Source organism: Pseudoflavitalea sp. G-6-1-2 (assembly GCF_012927185.1).
GTDB lineage: Bacteria > Bacteroidota > Bacteroidia > Chitinophagales > Chitinophagaceae > Pseudobacter.
In genome coordinates this window covers 194,771-213,737 of the sequence record NZ_JABBGB010000003.1, presented here as the reverse complement: position 1 = coordinate 213,737, position 18,967 = coordinate 194,771, and the positions used below count along the sequence as shown (strand labels likewise).

The 18,967-nt window shown below is 48.1% G+C and carries 10 protein-coding genes; 4 read left to right on the top strand and 6 right to left on the bottom strand.

The genetic code is table 11. The annotated features are described in order from the left end of the window. Positions 1 to 81 precede the first annotated feature (81 nt). Entirely contained in the window at positions 82 to 1,329 is a 1,248-nt protein-coding gene (gene odhB / locus HHL16_RS18105; RefSeq protein WP_169426762.1) for a 2-oxoglutarate dehydrogenase complex dihydrolipoyllysine-residue succinyltransferase, read from the bottom strand. Positions 1,330 to 1,364: 35 nt separating this feature from the next. After that, complete coding sequence (locus tag HHL16_RS18100; RefSeq protein ID WP_169426761.1) at positions 1,365 to 4,127, bottom strand: 2-oxoglutarate dehydrogenase E1 component; 2,763 nt, start codon at positions 4,125 to 4,127, stop codon at positions 1,365 to 1,367. A gap of 586 nt (positions 4,128 to 4,713) precedes the next feature. Between HHL16_RS18100 and rpsT the strand changes: the two genes are divergently transcribed. Then, positions 4,714 to 4,977, top strand: coding sequence for a 30S ribosomal protein S20 (gene rpsT / locus HHL16_RS18095; RefSeq protein ID WP_169426760.1), 264 nt, complete (start codon positions 4,714 to 4,716; stop codon positions 4,975 to 4,977). Between the two features lie 370 nt (positions 4,978 to 5,347). Continuing rightward, positions 5,348 to 7,078 (top strand): M14 family metallopeptidase, encoded by a 1,731-nt coding sequence (locus tag HHL16_RS18090; protein WP_169426759.1) that lies wholly within the window; start codon positions 5,348 to 5,350, stop codon positions 7,076 to 7,078. Between the two features lie 112 nt (positions 7,079 to 7,190). Here HHL16_RS18090 and HHL16_RS18085 read toward each other — a convergent pair whose 3' ends face one another. The 3 genes from HHL16_RS18085 to HHL16_RS18075 are packed head-to-tail and all read right to left on the bottom strand — an operon-like array spanning position 7,191 to position 13,955. Next, positions 7,191 to 7,649: a carboxymuconolactone decarboxylase family protein gene (locus HHL16_RS18085; RefSeq protein ID WP_169426758.1), complete on the bottom strand. Its 459-nt coding sequence runs from the start codon at positions 7,647 to 7,649 to the stop codon at positions 7,191 to 7,193. Between the two features lie 60 nt (positions 7,650 to 7,709). Then, positions 7,710 to 8,546: a sigma-70 family RNA polymerase sigma factor gene (locus HHL16_RS18080; RefSeq protein ID WP_169426757.1), complete on the bottom strand. Its 837-nt coding sequence runs from the start codon at positions 8,544 to 8,546 to the stop codon at positions 7,710 to 7,712. 9 nt (positions 8,547 to 8,555) lie between these two features. Then, positions 8,556 to 13,955 carry an MG2 domain-containing protein gene (locus HHL16_RS18075; protein WP_169426756.1) on the bottom strand — a complete coding sequence of 1,800 codons (5,400 nt, stop codon included), beginning with the start codon at positions 13,953 to 13,955 and terminating at the stop codon, positions 8,556 to 8,558. Between the two features lie 207 nt (positions 13,956 to 14,162). Here HHL16_RS18075 and pbpC point away from each other — a divergent pair, with 207 nt between their 5' ends. Continuing rightward, complete coding sequence (gene pbpC / locus HHL16_RS18070) at positions 14,163 to 16,490, top strand: penicillin-binding protein 1C (protein ID WP_169426755.1); 2,328 nt, start codon at positions 14,163 to 14,165, stop codon at positions 16,488 to 16,490. Between the two features lie 78 nt (positions 16,491 to 16,568). Here the strand turns inward: pbpC and HHL16_RS18065 are convergent, their stop codons facing one another. Further along, positions 16,569 to 17,288 (bottom strand): head GIN domain-containing protein, encoded by a 720-nt coding sequence (locus HHL16_RS18065; protein ID WP_169426754.1) that lies wholly within the window; start codon positions 17,286 to 17,288, stop codon positions 16,569 to 16,571. A gap of 125 nt (positions 17,289 to 17,413) precedes the next feature. Between HHL16_RS18065 and guaA the strand changes: the two genes are divergently transcribed. Beyond that, on the top strand, positions 17,414 to 18,946 hold the full coding sequence (gene guaA / locus HHL16_RS18060) for a glutamine-hydrolyzing GMP synthase (protein ID WP_169426752.1): 1,533 nt from the start codon (positions 17,414 to 17,416) through the stop codon (positions 18,944 to 18,946). The last annotated feature ends 21 nt before the right edge of the window (positions 18,947 to 18,967 follow it).

Here is an 18,967-nt window from a genome sequence, read left to right as displayed (position 1 = left end):
TCTAAACTTTACTAAACTTTACCTCACATTACCTTTCTGCACAATCACCGATCTATTGCGGTAAAGCCGGAAATATGTTGCTTATAATTCAAGCAGGCTCTTCACCGGATCTTTTCCGATGAGCAGCTGCTCAGGATTTTCCAGTAACTCTTTCACACGTACCAGGAAGCTTACAGACTCACGACCGTCGATAATTCTGTGGTCGTAGCTGAGTGCCAGATACATCATCGGACGGATCACCACCTGACCATTGATAGCCATCGGACGCTCCTGGATCTTGTGCATACCCAGAATAGCGGACTGAGGAATATTGATGATCGGAGTGCTCATGAGGCTACCAAACACACCACCGTTGGTGATGGTGAAGGTACCGCCCTGCAGCTCTTCCATGCTGAGTTTGTTGTCTTTGGCTTTGTTGGCCATTTCGATCACTTTCTTCTCAAAGTCGGCCATGCTCAGGCTTTCCACGTTGCGGATAACCGGTACCGTGAGACCACGTGGAGTGGATACAGCGATGGAGATATCAGCGTAATCGTGGTAAACGAGCTGGTCGCCGTCGATGTAGGCATTCACTGCAGGCCATTCCTGCAATGCAATGGCACATGCTTTTCCGAAGAAGCTCATGAAACCAAGGCCTACGCCGTGCATTTCTTTGAACTTGTCTTTATACTTGTTGCGGATGGCCATGATATTGGTCATGTCTACTTCGTTGAAAGTAGTGAGCATGGCCGTAGTATTCTTGGCTTCCACCAGTCTGCGGGAGATGGTCTTGCGCAGCTGGCTCATTTTTTCTCTTCTTGTCTCGCGGTTGAACAGCGCTTTGCCTCCGGTTACTTTGCCGGGGTTGCTGAGGGCTGCGAGTACATCGTCTTTTATGATCTTGCCGTGGAATCCTGTAGGCGTTACAGACTTGGGATCAACTTTTTTGTCGGCAATGATAGCGGCTGCAACGGGTGTTGCTTTGATATCATTGGGAACAGAAGTAACAGGCGCTGCAGTAGCAACGGGAGCTGCTTCTTTCACTGCGGGAGCGGCTTCTGCCTTTCCGTTGGTTGCAGCGGCGGCCGGCGCTGCTGCTTTCTCTGGCTTTGCAGCTGTTTCATCAATCTTTGCCAGTACATCACCGATCTTGATGGTATCGCCTTCGGCGATTGCCTCCAGTTTCAGTATACCCGCTTTCTCTGCATTTACTTCAAAAGTAGCTTTCTCGCTTTCCAGTTCTGCGATCACTTCGTCACGCTCTACATATTCCCCGTCTTTCTTCACCCATTTCAAAAGGGTTACTTCACTGATAGATTCGCCTACTGTAGGAACTTTAATATCGATCATAAAATTTGTTTCGTATTATCTGAGTTTTGATCTGATCAAATGGAAAATGCAGTATCGATGATCTCCGATTGCTCCTGCGCATGTACTTTGGCGTAACCTGTTGCTGTGGCAGCGCTTGGCTGACGGCTGATCACTCCATAGTTGATGGTGAGCAGATTCATTTTAAGGAAGCTTGCAGCGCCCATATTCATCGGCTCTTCCTGCACCCAGAACCAGGTAGCATTGCTGTACTTCGCAGCCAGCGCTTCCAGTTGTTTCTGTGGCAGCGGATACAGTTGCTCTACGCGGATGATGGCTGTATCGGTTCTGTTCTCTTTTTGCTGACGGTCTGCGAGATCGAAATAGATCTTTCCTGAGCAGAACAGTACTTTCTTCACATCGGCTGCATTCTGCACAAAGCTGTCGTCGATCACTTCTTTGAAACTTCCGTTGAGGAATTCTTCCGTTTTGGAATAAGTGCCTGGGTGACGAAGGTTCGCCTTCGGCGCCATATTGATCCATGGCTTGCGGAACGGCCATGCCAGTTGTCTGCGCAGCGCGTGGAAGAAGTTGGAAGATGATGTGATGTTGGTTACCACCATATTCAGTTCAGCACACATCTGCAGAAAACGTTCGAGGCGGGCTGAGCTGTGCTCTGGTCCCTGCCCTTCGTATCCGTGCGGAAGCAGCATGCCCACACCAGTCATTCTGCTCCATTTCTGCTCACCGGCAGAGATGAACTGATCGATCATGGTTTGTGCGCCATTGCTGAAGTCGCCGAACTGCGCTTCCCAGAGCACCAGGCTGTTGGGATTGGCGAGGGCATATCCGTACTCGAAACCGAGTACTGCGTACTCACTGAGGAGTGAGTTGTAGATTCTGAATTGTCCGGTTGCTCCGGGGATATTGCTGAGGCGGCTGTAAGCCTTGTCGGTGTTCTCATCGCGCAGTACTGCGTGGCGGTGAGAGAATGTTCCTCTGCAAACATCCTGACCACTCATGCGAACATCGTTACCATCGAGGAGAAGACTGCCGTAAGCAAGAAGCTCAGCAGTTGCCCAGTCGATCTTTTGCTCTTCAGTGTAGAGTTTGATTTTGTCCTGCAGGATCTTCTCCACTTTTTTCAGTGGTTTGAAATCTGCGGGCCATGCCATGAGAGCGTCGAATATTTTTTTGAAGTCGGCTTCTTTGATTCCTGTAGCAGGGCTCTGATCGAAATCTTCTGCAGTGGCCTTGCGGAGGCTCTTCCAGGAGATCTCAGGCTGCTGATAATGGTAAGGGAGCGGATGTTGTTTTACTTCATCCAGTCTGTCCTGAAGATCGCTCCAGAACTTCTTCTCCATTTCTTTGGCCAGTTCTTTTGCATCGGCTTCGCCATTTTCGAGAAGATAGTTGGTATATACTTCGCGTGGGTTGGCGTGTTTTTCGATCAATGCATAGAGACCAGGCTGAGTGAATTTCGGATCATCACCTTCGTTGTGACCGTGTTTGCGGTAGCACACCATATCGATGAAGAAATCTTCATTGAACTCCTGACGGTAGCGGGTAGCGATCTCCACGCATTTCACTACAGCTTCTGCATCGTCTCCGTTCACGTGGAATACGGGAGCCTGAATCATGGCTGCGAGTGAAGTACAGTAATCCGAGCTGCGGGCGTCGTCGAAGTCGGTGGTGAAACCGATCTGGTTATTGATCACAAAGTGAAGCGTACCGCCGGTGTAGTAACCTTTAAGGTCGCTCATCTGCGCCACTTCGTATACGATACCCTGACCTGCGATCGATGCATCGCCGTGGATCAGGATCGGAAGAATTTTGTCGTAATCGCTTTGATAGAGTACATCAGCTTTTGCACGTGCGAAACCTACCACAACAGGGTCCACTGCTTCGAGGTGCGAAGGGTTGGGCATCAGTTTGAGGTGGATGGTTTTGCCATCGGGTGTGTTCAGCTCAGAGCCGTAGCCAAGGTGATATTTCACGTCGCCGCTGCCCATGGTCTGATCCATTCTTGCAGAGCCTTCGAATTCGCTGAAGATCTGCTCGTAGGTTTTGCCCATCACATTGGCCAGTACGTTGAGACGGCCGCGGTGCGCCATTCCGATCACCACTTCCTGCACGCCTTCGTTGGCGGAGGTATTGATGATGGCATCGAGTGCCGCGATGGTTGTTTCGCCACCTTCGAGTGAGAACCTTTTCTGACCAACATATTTTTTATGGAGGAATTCTTCAAACATCACACCCTGGTTGAGTTTCTCCAGGATGCGGCGCTTTTGCGGAAGACCGAGAGGTTTCGCAAAATTCCTTTCCATTTCGTTGGTGAGCCAGTCTACTTTTTTCTGGTCGCTGATGTATTTGAACTCCAGACCTACATGCGCAGCATAGGTTTGCTGCAGATGGGTGAGGATGTTTCTGAGTGAGGTTGTACCGAGACCGATGAGGTTACCGGCCTGGAAAGACTTGTCGAGATCAGCATCTGTGAATCCGAAGAAAGAGAGATCGAGGTTGGCGCCACGGTCTTTTCTGGTACGGATAGGATTTGTTTTGGCAATGAGGTGTCCCTTATTGCGATACCCAAGAATGAGGCGGTAGGCACTCACTTCTTTTTTCCAGTCGATTCCGGAGGCGGACACAGTTTCTGCAGCTACGCCGTTGGAGGCACCATTGCCATTGGCAGAGGCTTTTCCTTCAGCGACAGCAAAGTCGAAACCTTCAAAAAATTTTCTGAATTCGGGATCTACACTGTCTGGGTTTTTCACAAAATCCTGGTACAGGTTCTCAATAAAGGCAGGATGAGAGTTAGTGATGTACGAAAAGTCCTTCATGAAGAAGCGGTTGAATCTAAATGTTTAAAATTCGGGCTACAAATATAACCACGATTGGTCTGATTAACAGGGGATGAGGTTATTTTTTGCATTAAAGTATGTGGCAATAATCAGGCCGGGGGCTGAAAGGGCCGCTGGGGTGACATTTCAGCAGATTCCGGTGTGGAGAATTGAGCCATGGAATATTAACAAAAATGGGGCTGGAAGGTTTTGGAGAGGGTTTATGGGGCCGCGGATTGTGCAATAGCCCGGATCGGGAAGATGAAATGGACTTTTGAAAAAGAATCGGGAGCCATTGAGGAGTGGCCGATCCGGGGGGTGTTTGCAGGGATGCGGGGGAATTGAGTTCAGAGGGAAAGAAGCCCTGTAGTGGCTCCGGAGCAGCCCGGATTGGATTTTTTGAATATTCCTCCAAAAACATTCCTTACATTTGCAGCCTTATTTCACTCTGGTAAAGTACTCAGGGCGTGAAGTTTAAGAAAGGATATTCAGGTCAGCACCTCACGGCGGCCGGAACTTTTTTCGAAAACTATTTGGAGATATCTCCACTCACTCTTACCTTTGCCGTCCTAATTTTAGAAACGAAATGGCAAATCATAAGGCTACCAAAAAAGATGTGCGTCAGGCCGCAAAGCGTCGCGAAAGAAATAAATATTACGGAAAGACTACCCGCAATGCTATCCGCGATCTGAAGGCAATTAAAACTGGTAAAGAAGCTGGCGAACAAATGCCTGAAGTGGCATCAATGATCGACAAGCTCGCTAAAAGAGGTGTTATTCACCGTAACAAAGCAGCTAATCTGAAGAGCAAGCTGGCTAAGAAGGTGAACGCACTGGCTGCAGCTAAGTAAGCGATTAACTTATTTACAATATATTAGTCCCCCTGAAAAGGCGGGACTTTTTTTGTTTTCTGTAGCTTTCCGAAATAGCTAAGCCTTCCTTTTTACCTTTCTTCCAACTGTTCGGATTTCCCGAACAGTTAAACATCCGCAGTATTGCGGCTAAATTGTAATACCTCACTTCATAAATCTTACCACCTACGGCAGTATGTTCCAAAATTGAACATACTGAATCTTCAGCCAGTTTGCCCCAAACAGTTTCGCTTTCAGAAGATTTATTTAATATGATTTTACCGTTTCTATTAGCGGTACACTATTTATGTAAATTCTTCACCCTAAAAATCTCCGCTTTCCTACATTTACCCTACCAACCAAGCTAACTATGCGCAAAACTGTTGTATTGATTCTTTCATGTGTAATTCCCATATTCACCATGAGCCAGACAATCACCACCCGCTACGAGCAAACCAAAGGCAAGGAAACGCCCACCTACCACGAAATCGTCGCCTGGTGGCAAGCCCTCGACAAACAATTCGCTGAAGTGAAAATGCTCACCATGGGCCCCACTGATGCCGGATTTCCCTTGCACCTCATCATCGTTTCCAAAGACAAAGACACCGATATCGCCAGCGCCCGCAAAAAGAACAAACGCATCATCTTCATCAATAACGGCATCCATCCCGGCGAACCCGACGGCATCGATGCCACTATGATGCTCGTACGCGACTTCCTTACCGGCAAGCACCAGCTTCCCGACAATATCGTTCTCGCCATCATACCCGTGTACAATATCGGCGGATGCCTCAACCGCAGCCCCTACTATCGAATCGATCAGGATGGCCCCGACGAATTCGGCTCACGCGGCAACTCACAAAACCTCGATCTCAATCGCGATTTCATCAAGAACGATTCCAAAGAAGCACGCTCCTTCGCTGCCATATTTCAAATGCTCGATCCCGATGTGTTTGTAGACAACCACGTAAGCAACGGAGCCGACTACCAGTTCATCATGACGCTTCTCACCAGCCAGCACAACAAACTCGGCGGCGTGATGGGAGAATACCTCAACAAAACTTTCGAGCCTGCATTGTACAAACAGATGAAAGATAAAGGCTACGACCTCGTTCCGTATGTTGACTTCAACGGAAAAACACCTGAAGAAGGGCTCGCAGCCTACTTTGATGGCCCACGCTACAGCAGCGGCTACGCCTCTCTCTTCCATACATTCGCATTCGTTCCTGAAACACATATGCTGAAATCGTATCCTCAACGTGTTGACGCTACTTATGCACTCATGCAATGTTTTATCGATTTTACCTCCAAACAAAGTGCGCAGATCCACGCAGTACGCGAACAGACCAAAAAATCTGTGATCACACAAAACAGTTTCCCCATCGCATGGGAGGCCGACAAAAAAGAATCCGTTCCTGTTACTTACAAAGGATTTGAATCAGGAACAAAACCCAGTGAGATCTCCGGACAACCCAGGCTGTTTTACGATCGCAGCAAACCATACGTAAAAGAGATCCCTTACTTCCATCAGTACAATGTGAAGACTTCAGTGGAAAAACCTGTGGCTTACATCATTCCTCAAGGATGGTGGAAAGTGATCGATCTGCTGAAGAACAACAATGTGAAGATGCGCCGCCTCACCAAAGACAGCACTGTTGAAGTGGACGCCTATCGCATCGAAAGCTACACCGCTTCTCCCCGCCCCTACGAATCGCATCATATCAACAGCGATGTGAAAGTGAGCACACAAAAAATCTCCAAAACCTTCAGAAAAGGAGATTACTATATTCCGCTCGATCAGATTGCCAATCGTTTCCTCATTGAAACCCTGGAACCACAGGCGCCCGATTCTTACTTCGCATGGAATTATTTCGATGCCATACTGGCCCAGAAAGAAGGCTTCAGCAGCTACGCGTATGAAGATAAGGCAGCCGCTTACCTGAAAGAACATCCTGAACTAAAAGCAAAGCTCGAAGAAAAACGTGCATCGGATTCCGCCTTTGCAAAGAACGGATATGCTCAACTAGATTTCATTTACAAGAACTCTCCCTACTACGAACCGGGACATATGCAGTATCCGGTATTCAGAGTAATGAAATAAAGTTGAGGCAAAAGTATCATCACACAGAAGCTTGTTACAATTACTCAGAAGCACTGCAAAATAAATAGGGGCTGCCCCTTTCAGGACAGCCCCAATTACAGCGTATCTTAATTTACTTATGTGCGCCAGGCTTGTATCCGCCTACAGTTGGGCCGAATGAACGAACAAACCTGTTCCATCCATTGATTGCAATTACCGTCATGGTAAGTTTTGCAATTTCATCCTTGCTGTAAAACTTCTTCAGTTCGTCATGAATATGATCTGCGTTCACATCTGCACGCAGGTAAGTGAGTTCTTCGGTAAATGCAAGCACAGCCTGCTCTTCAGGAGTGTAATAAGGAGTTTCCCTCCATGCTGGAAGCGAATACAACCGCTGCGGATTCTCTCCTTCTGCAATGGCATCTTTGTAGTGCATATCGATGCAATAAGCACAACTATTGATATATGACGCACGCAATTTAATGAGTGAGATAATTGAATGAGGAAGTCCTGAATGATCTACAAAATCCTGCATTCCTTTCATTGCCGGATATAATCCCTGTGGTAATTCGTTGAATCCTATACGTTCCATAGTATGAAAATTTACTTGTTTGATATAATAACAAACAAGCATTCCGAAACGTGACAACTATCAGGAATTTTCTTTCAGATTTTTCAGTTTGTCGGGATTACGCATGAAATAGAGCTTCGCAACCTTGCCATCTTCGATGATAATCACCTGAACAGTAGCCAGTTTTTCATTTTCGTACACGAAGAGTGCAGGTTGATGATTAACAACGCCCAGTTCGATCCTTTTGCCGATATAGTACTTCTGCATAAGGCCAGACATCAGCCTGAATACACGGGAGATGCCGGAAACCATCTTGCGGAAGGCAACGGCTTTGCCTCCACCGTCGGAGATCACGAAGATATCGTCGTGAAGCAATTGCTCCAGCCTGGAAGTATCTCCGTTCCGGATCACATCGAGGTATTTTGAGAGGAAGTTTGCAGGCACAGCTTTTTCCACTTCAGGGGTGGGTTCGTGCAATTTCGATTTGGCACGGCTGAGCAGTTTTCTGCTGTTCTCGATGGAGAGCTCCAGCACTTCTGCTATTTCTTCGTGATCGTAATCGAATGCTTCTTTGAGAATGAATACTGCACGCTCTTTGGGATTGAGCTTTTCGAGCAGTACCATCAGCGAGTAACTGAGTACCTCTTTTCTGTTGAGGATGGTATCTGCCGACTCTGTTGCAACCGGCTCCGGAAGCCAGTGTCCGGGGTAGGAATCCACCAGCTTCTGCTGGCGGTTCTTCTGATTTATTGCGAGGTTGATCACGGTGCGCACGAGATACGCTTTCTTGTTCTCTATGCGCTCCGTGTCAATCTGCATGAATTTGAGAAAGGCATCCTGGACGATGTCTTTCGAATCTTCCAGGCTGCCTGTGATATTGTACGCGTAAGTGGTTAATAACGGTCTGAGATTATCCATCGATCTTGCTTATTGCACGATCCTGATTGTGCCAGCGCCGTTATAAGAATGGAACTCTCCATTATACATAGCATCTGCACTTACAGGTCCCATCTGGAATACGCCCGGTGATACGGCACGTACTGCATAATAATAGGTTTGTCTGCTGCTGTAAAGATCCACAAAAAGATTGATCCTGTCGTCCCGCACATCCAATGATGTTGGCGTAGAGGCATCTTTGATCCAATCCATTCCGGGGATCTCTTTGGTGCGTGGGTTCTCGATCTCGAAACCTGCAGGAAGCAGATCGGACACGGCAATGTTTTCGATACTGCCTGCGTACGATTTATCGAGTGTGATCTTCACCACCACCAGATCGTTCTGTTTGAAAGTATTGCCTGTTATCGCACGGCCATATCTGTCGAAGAAGCTGCGGCGAACGCGGATGAAATTGTCTTCTTCTTTATAGCTTCCGCTTACACTGATACCTTCGCTCTGCCAGAAGTAATACAATCTTCCTTCACCTTTTGTTACAATCTCAACATTGGTTCCGGTAAGTTGTGCAGCGGTGAGTTTGATGGCTCCGTTCTCGTTAGTTTTGCCTACTGTTTTTCCGTTCACTTTCACTTCTGCTACCACTGTGGCTTTGTTGGCTGCTTTGGCCATCTTGCCCAATGCGATGAAACTGAATGCGCACTCCTGTGTGCTGTACCAGCTGCGTTGCTTCATCAGGCTGGCTACATGCCCTGCCATGGTTCCGATCTGCTGATTGCCGGGATCTGCATCGATCAATGCACTCAGTGCAATGGCTTCGTCGCGGATATCGGAGTAGAAGCTGCCACCCGTTTGTGCTACCGATACTTCTCCGGAGAATGATCCCGGGAGCACTTCCTTGAATCTTGCCTTATCACCTGCGAGGCCGTAAGCCACACTGAGCAGGTATTTGGAGTCGAGACTCAGCAGTTGCGGATTGGCTTTGTAATAGTTCATCACCGGAACGTTTGCTTTACCGGCGAGGGCCAGCACATAGAGCGTGTAAGCCACTTCTTTCGGAGCGATCTTCTTCTTCTCTTTCTGATTATAGTAGTACTCGATGGTTTCGCGGTTCTTCAGTTTGTTGTTGATGAATGCGAGTACGCCATTGAGGGTGTTCTTGTTCACTTCAAATCCGGCTTTCTGTGCTTCGATGAGGAAGTGCGCGGCATATACGCTCGTCCACCAGTTTTCGGTTCCTTCTCCATCCCACAGTGTTACTGCACCGGAGTAGAGCTGACGAAGCTTGATCTTGCGGAGCGCTTCGAGTACGTTGTAGTTGGCATTGGAGCTCTGAATGCTGTTCTTCTTTTGCATCTGCTCAGCGAGATCGCTGTAGTAAAGTTGCGGGAAGGCAGCAGAGATCGTTTGCTCGGTACATCCGTAAGGGTATTGGATCAGGTAGCGGAACTGTTTGCCGAGATCCAGCGCCGGTGAGCGATTGATCACCAGCTGGTAGTCGGTGCTTCCGGGCATGAAATCGTTCAGCGGAATATTGATGCGCTGCACGCCTGCGTTCTGGATGGAACCGCTTCCTGTTACAAACTGCAATGGTGAAGCCGGACGTACACTGATCTCTGTTTCGTCGGAGAATTTCTCTCCCAGGCCTGATACATCTACTTTCACTTTACCTACGTTCACTGAAGGAGCAGCCACCACCTGGAACAGCGCTTTGTTCTCGCTGTTGGCACCGAGTGAAACAGTCTGCGTTTTCTCTCCCACCACCTGCAATGGTCCGCTTACGCTGAGTGTTGCAGTGGCTGAAGTTGATTTAGCGGTTGTGTTGGTGATGATCACCGGAACATTCACGGTATCGCGTGGAGATAAGAAACGTGGCAGTGCTGTGCTCAGCACAATCGGATCGGCCACTTTCATATTTGTTTCTCCGCTGCCGAAGCTTTCATTTTTATAGGCTACTGCCATCAGGCGAACTTCTCCGCTGAACTGTGGCAGATCGAATTCGAAGGTGGCTTCTCCACTTCCATTGGCCTGCAGAATACCGCTCCAGTAAGAAACGATCTTCACGCGTTTGGCCGGCATGGGGTTGGTGCGTTTTGCCATGTCGAGTGCACCGTCACCACCAGTGCTGCTGAGTCTTGCACGAAGCTCAGGAAGCAGCAATGGATACATATCGAATGCATTTACTTCCAGCGCACGTTGTGCATAGAAGTAATTGTATGGATCAGGCGTTTTGAAATCGCTTACCTGCAATACACCATTATCAACAGCAGAGAGTGTTACGAAGCTACCGGGTGCAGCTTTCACCGTAATCTTCTGGTGCGTGCGCGAACGAACGGATTGAGGCGCTTCGATCTTCACAGGGATCTTGCGGCTGTCTTCTTCCACACGGATGCTCTGGAAGCCATGTGCCACTGTGAGCGGCATATCACTTACATCGTGCGGTTTTATCAGCGTGGCCGTTACGTATACGTTGGGAAGATGTTCTGATGTTAGTTTCAGGTCAACTGAAGCTGTACGGTTCTCTACATTCACATACTGATGCGATACCACATGATCGGTTTCCATGGTCACCAGCATGCGGCCGCTGAATGGTGTTTTGAACAACACCTTCGCGCTCTCACCCGATTTGTAACTGGTTTTATCGAGTGCGATATCGATATTGCCTTCCTGATCTACCTCGAAGGAAGTATTGTCTCCGCCCCAGTATCCGTAGCTGTAGAATTCTTTGCTAACGTATGCTGTGGCACCTGGAATGCCAACCCGCAATTCATAAGTACCGGGCGAACGCGGAACATAGCTGAACGAAGTCTGCTCTCCGGTTACTGATACCTGTTGCTGAATCATTATCTTGTCATCGCGCTGCGACTGATAACGGAAATAACTGCCGTCTTTGGTGAGCACCGTTCTGTATTCGCGTTTGATCACCGTTACATTGGCTTTTGCACCACTGAGCACATTCTCATTCTTATCGAGCGCAATCAGCGGGAACTTCACAGACTGATTCAGCGGATAGTACCAGTAGCCATCGCCACCGATTCCGAAGAACTGATTTTGTGTGAAGATATTTGCAGTGGTAGCGCGGCTTACAGGTCTTCCTGTTTCATCGAACACCGTTGAGTAGAAGGTTGCCTGCAATTGTCCGGCATTGGCGAATTCTGAAGGAACCGAATAAGAAACGCTGGCATTACCATTCGCATCAGTAGTTCCATCTTTCACTGCCTTATCGAGCGATACGCCGATGTTTTCCAGACTGAAATTATATCGCGGATACTTCTTCGGATTGTAGTACACCGATTTCACCTGAATCTCAGATTCGTATTTTCTGTTGGCTGCCGGTGGGCCGAAGAAATTCACCGCATTTATTTCGAGGGTTCCGGTTTCGCCGGGAGCAAGCGTGGGTTTATCCAGTTTGGTGCTCACTTTTATTCTGTCCGGAACAAACTCTTCGATATTGAATGTTTTGCTTCCTAACAACACATCGTTGGAGGTATACACTTCCAGCACATAGTTACCGGTGATGGCAGATGTAGCGATATCGATATCACCTTCCAGCGATCCCTGTGCATTGAGCGATTTACGGAAGCTCTTCATCTCTTTACCATTCGGCATCAGGAATTTCAGTTTCACCGGAAGCTCGCCGGGAGATTTCCACAGTTTGTCGCGGATGATCACCGAGAAATTCACTTTCTCACCCGGACGGTAAATATCGCGTTCAGGATAGATGAAAGCATCTAAACCAGTGCTGTTGCTGCGTTTGCCACCCACTTCGAAGCGGGAAGTATTCACAGATGTGCTATTGAATGGAAGGAAGTTGAAATCCTCCGCTGTTTTTGCAATGATCATGGCCGGCTTGAAACCTGCAAACTCTTTTCTGGTGAGTGCAATTTCTGCTACACCTTCTGCATTGGTAGCGCCGGTTCCGAGAACCTGATTGTTGTTGCCGTAAGCCACCACATTAACACCATTCAGCGCCTGTGCAGTTTGAATGGAGTTTGCGAATACGAGGATCTTCCCTGCACCTTCCTTGGCAATCAGACCAAGATCCGATTTGGAGATCAGACGGCTGTCGCGCACCCAGTAATCGGTTTCGGAGCGGATCATGATATGATAGATGCCTTTCAATTCGGGCAGACGGTCTTCGATATTCATATTGAAGAGGCGGCTGTTTCCGTACTTGGGCAGTGATCTCGTTTCGATCTCTTTTTCGTAGATGATATCACCGAGTGTGAGATCATTGGTGTAATCGGAATAGTAATATTCATCGTCGCTGTATCCGCTGGAAGTTTTGGGAGAATAGCCATAGCGCTGTGCTACCAGGATATTGCTCTCATAGATCTTGGAGATGATCACTTTCACTTTCGGAACATTGGTGATTTTCACTTCGATATTCTGCGCACCTTTCAGAGAGAGGTACATGCCTTTCTTATTGGCGAAACCGATACTCGGTTCGAGTTCTCCGAAAGCCACATTGCCATTGAATTCTTCACGGAGAGTTCCGCCGATGCGGCCACGCATTCCTTTGGTGAGCGTAAGCTCGTAGGATTTATCTGCATCGAACTGATCGCTGCTGATAGAGAATCCATCATCGGTTTGAGCCACCGTGAATTTCACAGCGGGATTGAATTTGATGTAGGTGGATATATTGGCGAGCTGCACCTGCTGGCTGGTACGCACGTATACGATACCGCCTGCACCGTCGTGCTCAGCGCTTACATCGTTGATGGTAAGATTGAATGGAGAAGGAACGAACAATTTGTTCTCGATAGCAGCGGCCGTACCGTTGGTTCCGCCTTCGGGCACCAGTCCTTTATCGATGGTGGCGCTTACTTCGAGGTCTTTGTCTTCCATCTTCACACCCTGCAGTTTCAGACTCACTTTAGAATCGGAAGAGAGGGTGATGATGTTGAAGTTCACGGGTTGGCCACCCAGAGTGAGCTTCAGCTTATCCTTGATGGTATTGGGGTTCACCGGATAGTTGAAATAGAGATCCACCTGCGGAACTGCATTGGTGGAGCGCTCATCGGCGAGTACCCATGTAACGTTGGTATTATCTAATTTCAGAGATGGTGTTGCGAATTTCACATCCGACTTCCCGATCTTCCCGAATTTGCTGAACTGCAGCAGATCACTTTGCAGTGATGCGTTGAAGCTGGTAGCAGGAGGAAGCGGTTGTGAAGGAGAGAACACCAGTTGATCCGGGGATTCCCAGCGGAATCGTCCGGGTATCTTTGGAGAGAAAGAAATGTATTCGGTAGAATCCCAGCGGTTGAGCAGGGAATCCGGAACCAGCGATTTATCGAAACGGAATACCAGATTGCCAAGCGGTTGTACTTCGTCTTTGGCATTGGTGTAATCGAGGTTCACGATACTTCTGTTACAGGCTGCAAGTAATGTTACAAGCAGCAGGGTGGTAACAGCTGACAGGAGGTTACGCATATAGGGAAGATTAATATGGGCCAAAAATATGTTTTTGTTAGCGGGATAAAAAGTAGTGCAGTATGGATGTGTATAACTCTCTCCCCGAATTTACATAACGGAGACAGGCAGGTGCAAATGTTTCCATATAAGTATTTGTTAATTCATGAAAAGAAAGTACGCAAATGGTGATAACTTGCGTCTGTACCAGCACACAGCATATTCTACATGAAAAATAGCATCTTCCGACGGATATTAAAATGGGCCAAAGTGCTTTCTGTGAGCGGTTTTGCGGTGTTTGTACTTTTTCTGCTGCTGAACTGGATCTTTCCTGTTCCCGACAGGGTCGATTACTCCACTATCATCACCGACAGCAAAGACGAAGTGATACACGCCTACCTTACACACGATCAGCAATGGAGAATGAAAACCGAGCTGGACGAGATCTCTCCCCTGCTTGCCAAAACCATTGTGGAAAAAGAGGACAAATACTTCTACATTCACCCCGGAGTCAATGGTATGGCCATTTTCAGAGCCATGGTAAAGAATGTGCTGCACATGAAAAGAACCTCCGGCGCATCTACCATTACCATGCAAGTGGCGCGTGCGCTGGAACCCAAGCGACGCACCTACCTCAATAAATTCGTGGAAATGTTCCGCGCTTTCCAACTCGAATGGAAGTACAGCAAGAAAGAAATTCTGCAACTATACCTCAACCTCATTCCCTACGGGGGAAATATTCAGGGCGTAAAATCAGCGTCCACCCTGTATTTTAAGAAAAACCCCGATCACCTTTCACTCGCGGAGATCACAGCGCTTTCAATAATACCCAATCGCCCAAGCTCCCTGGTTATGGGTAGAAACAACGACCGGATTATTGAAGAACGCAACCGTTGGCTGAAGAAATTTGCCGACGACAAAGTATTCACGCCCAAAGAGATTGAAGATGCATTGGAAGAACCGCTCACTGCTACCCGAAACCAGGTACCACGTCTCATTCCGCACCTCGCCTATCAGTTGCAGAAAAGCGGCCACGATATCATCCATACCAATATTGAACTCAATACGCAGCTGAAGATCGAAAAGATCGTAGAAGATTACAGCCGGTCCTTAACCCTGAAGAATATTCGAAACGCTGCGGTAGTGATCATCGACAATCGCACGCACAACGTAATCACTTATGTGGGCAGCGCCAATTTCTACGACACCACCGATGGCGGCCAGGTAAACGGAGCTCATGCCATCCGCCAGCCCGGCAGTACGCTGAAGCCCCTGCTCTACGGCATGTGCATCGACGAAGGCATGCTCACCCCAAAAACTATGATGACGGATGTGGCTGTCAATTACGCCGGCTACGCACCCGAAAACTACGACAAGCAGTTCAACGGATTCGTAACAATGGAATACGCGCTGGAGCATTCACTCAATATCCCCGCAGTGAAAGGATTGCAATTGCTGGGAAAAGATAAATTTATTCAAACCCTCTCCGGTTGCGACTTCCAGCAGGTAAAGAAAGATCAGAAGAAACTTGGCCTCAGCCTCATTCTGGGTGGTTGCGGATCAACCCTCGAAGAACTCACCGGCATGTACAGCCTCTTTGCACAGGACGGAAGATACTATCGCCCCAACTATACCAAACCCGATACTACACGTGGCGCCGCTTATTCAAAAGCCATCCTGTCTCCGGCGGCAACCTATATGATCAACGAAACGCTGAGCAAGGTTAACCGTCCGGATTTTCCGCTCAACTGGCAAAGCACGGAGCGCATGCCCAAGATCGCCTGGAAAACCGGCACCTCCTACGGAAGACGCGATGCCTGGAGCATCGGCTACAACAAGAACTACACAGTGGGCGTATGGGTAGGCAACTTCTCCGCACTGGGCATACCCGAACTGAGTGGCGCCAATGTGGCTACCCCATTGCTTTTCCGCATTTTCAATACCGTCGATTACGATAGCGATCAGGAGTGGTTTTCACAACCCAAAGACTGCGATATCCGCATGGTGTGCTCCGAAACCGGCATGCCTCCCGGCGATCATTGCGCAAACACAGTAACCGATTATTTCATCCCGTTGATTTCGGGCACACAGCCCTGCAACAATCAGGAAGAGCTGGCCGTATCAGGCGATGAAAAGATCTCTTACTGCAAAACCTGCCAGCCTGCAAGCGGCTTCAAAAAGAAATGGTACACGATTGTTTCTCCTGAGATGCAGCAGTACTTTGAAGAGCATCATATCATTTACAAACAGATCCCTCCGCATAACCCAAACTGCGAAAGGCTTTTCACCACAGGCGCTCCCGTGATCACTTTTCCGAAGAACGGAGCAGAGTACCTCATCAGCAAAAAACATCCGGAGCCATTGCAGCTCACCTGCAATGTGGGCAATGATGTATCGAAGGTCTTCTGGTATATCAACGATCAGTTTTACAAAACAACGGATGCGAAGTCGAAGCAGTTCTTTATGCCGGATGAAGGTCCGGTTAAGATCAGTTGTACGGATGATAAAGGCAGGAACCGCAATATCTGGATCCGTGTGAAATACGTGAATATGTAACCGGCAATAAAAATCCCCGACCACAGTCGTGATCGGGGATCTCCTTATATTTTTCTGCGACTGCGAAGCCGCTGATCATTAATCAACCTTGGTTACACCGCCACCACCAGTGATCTGCGATTCCACCTTCGGATTTCCTTTGTATCTCACATCACCGCTTCCGCTCACTTTCACTTTGAGTTTTACACTGGCGAACACCGCCACATCGCCACTTCCTGAAACACGCACTTCAGTTTCTTCAGATTTCAGATCGAAGGCTTCCACGTTTCCGCTGCCGCTGATTCGCGAAGTGAATTTTTTGGTGTTGCCTTTCAGGTCGGCACTTCCGCTTCCGGTGATCTCTGATTCAACTTCAGGCGCATCTACTTCGAGTTTGATATCGGCTGCACCACTTACACTCACATCGATCTTTTCGGCTGAAGTGATCAGTCCCTGACCAATGATATTTCCCGAACCTGAAGAATGTATCTTATTGAATGAAGGAGCCGATACATATATTTTAATGTCTCTGCTCGGACGGAGCCAGTAGCCATCTTTGGTACCGATGCGGAGGGTATTGCCATCCACATAAGTTTCGATGTACTGAAGCAGGTTCTCTTCCGCTTCGATTTTCACGGAGTTGGGGCCCGAAGAAACATAAATGTCAAATGATCCGCTGGAGCTTACTCCATTAAAGCTTCCGATGGAGCGGCTGTCTGTGCTGATCTGTCCTTTTCCGCGGATTTTCTTTCCTCCGATAAAATTGCACGAACCGAGGATAAGGAGGGCGGGTAACAGCAGCAATACTAGTTTTTTCATGTGTCAGTTGGTTTAGCCATTCAAAATTGACGAAATAAATCCGCCTTTCAAACCATTTGACGCAGGCTTTCAGAAAATGTTACAGCGCTTGAAAGCTCCGGCCCTTTTCTTACCTTCGCGTCACCATGACGGAAAAGATACTCATTTTAGATTTCGGGAGCCAGTATACCCAATTGATAGCCAGAGCAATACGTGAGGCAAATGTTTATTGTGAAATTGTTCCTTTCAATAAAACGATCCAATATGATGCCTCTCTGAAGGGCATTATTCTTTCAGGATCGCCTTTTTCTGTGAATGATCCCAATGCCCCTGACGTGGACATTGCAGCGATGAATGCACAGGTACCCGTTCTCGGAGTATGTTATGGTGCACAGCTCACCGCCAAAAAATTCGGCGGCAAAGTAGCGAAGAGTGATAAACGTGAATACGGCCGTGCCATTTTCCAGAAAAAAGCAGACGACGTTATTTTCAAAGATTTTGCAGACAATTCTCAGGTATGGATGAGCCATAGCGACTCCGTACTCGAACTTCCTGCAGGATATTCCGTACTGGGAGTAACTGAAGATATCCCATACGCAGCCTTCAAAAAAGATGCAACAGAGGGTCATCCTCTCTATTGCGTACAGTTCCACCCCGAAGTGTACCATAGCATCGAAGGCAAGAAGTTCCTCAAAAACTTCCTCACTATCTGCGGATGCAGCCACGACTGGACTTCGGCTCACTTCGTAACAGATACCGTGAACGCCCTCAAAGCACAGATCGGCAACAGAAAAGTGATCATGGCCCTCAGTGGTGGTGTGGACAGCACAGTGGCTGCAACCCTCATCCATCGCGCTATCGGAGACAGACTTTTCGGTATTTTCGTGGACAACGGCGTGCTTCGCAAAAATGAATTCCAACAGGTACTCGATATCTATAAATCCATCGGTCTGAATGTAAAAGGAGTGGATGCCAAAGAACTGTTCTACAGCAATCTTGCCGGCAAAACCGATCCTGAAGCAAAACGCAAAACCATCGGAAAACTCTTCATCGATGTTTTCCAGGAAGAAGCGAAACATATCGAAGGAGTGGAACTGCTGGGCCAGGGAACCATCTATCCCGATGTGATAGAAAGCGTTTCTGTACACGGACCATCAGTGACCATCAAGAGCCACCACAACGTAGGCGGTCTTCCCGATACCATGAAACTGGAATTGGTAGAACCACTTCGCTTTCTTTTCAAGGATGAAGTACGCAGAGTAGGACGAGAACTCGGCATCCCCGACGACCTCCTGAACAGACATCCTTTCCCCGGTCCGGGACTGGCCATCAGGATCCTGGGCGAGATCACTCCCGAAAAGGTACAATTATTGCAGGATGCTGATCACCGTTACGTGCAAGGACTGAAAGACCATAACCTGTACAACCAGGTATGGCAGGCAGGCGCTATCTTGCTGCCAGTGAAGAGTGTAGGCGTGATGGGCGACGAAAGAACTTACGAATTCACCGTTGCACTTCGTGCAGTGACATCCGTAGACGGCATGACGGCAGACTGGGCACATTTACCTTACGAGTTCATGGCATTCATATCCAATGATATCATCAATAATGTGAGAGGAATCAATCGTGTGGTGTATGATATCAGCAGTAAGCCTCCTGCAACCATCGAATGGGAATAACCCATCTATGATGAACGGAGA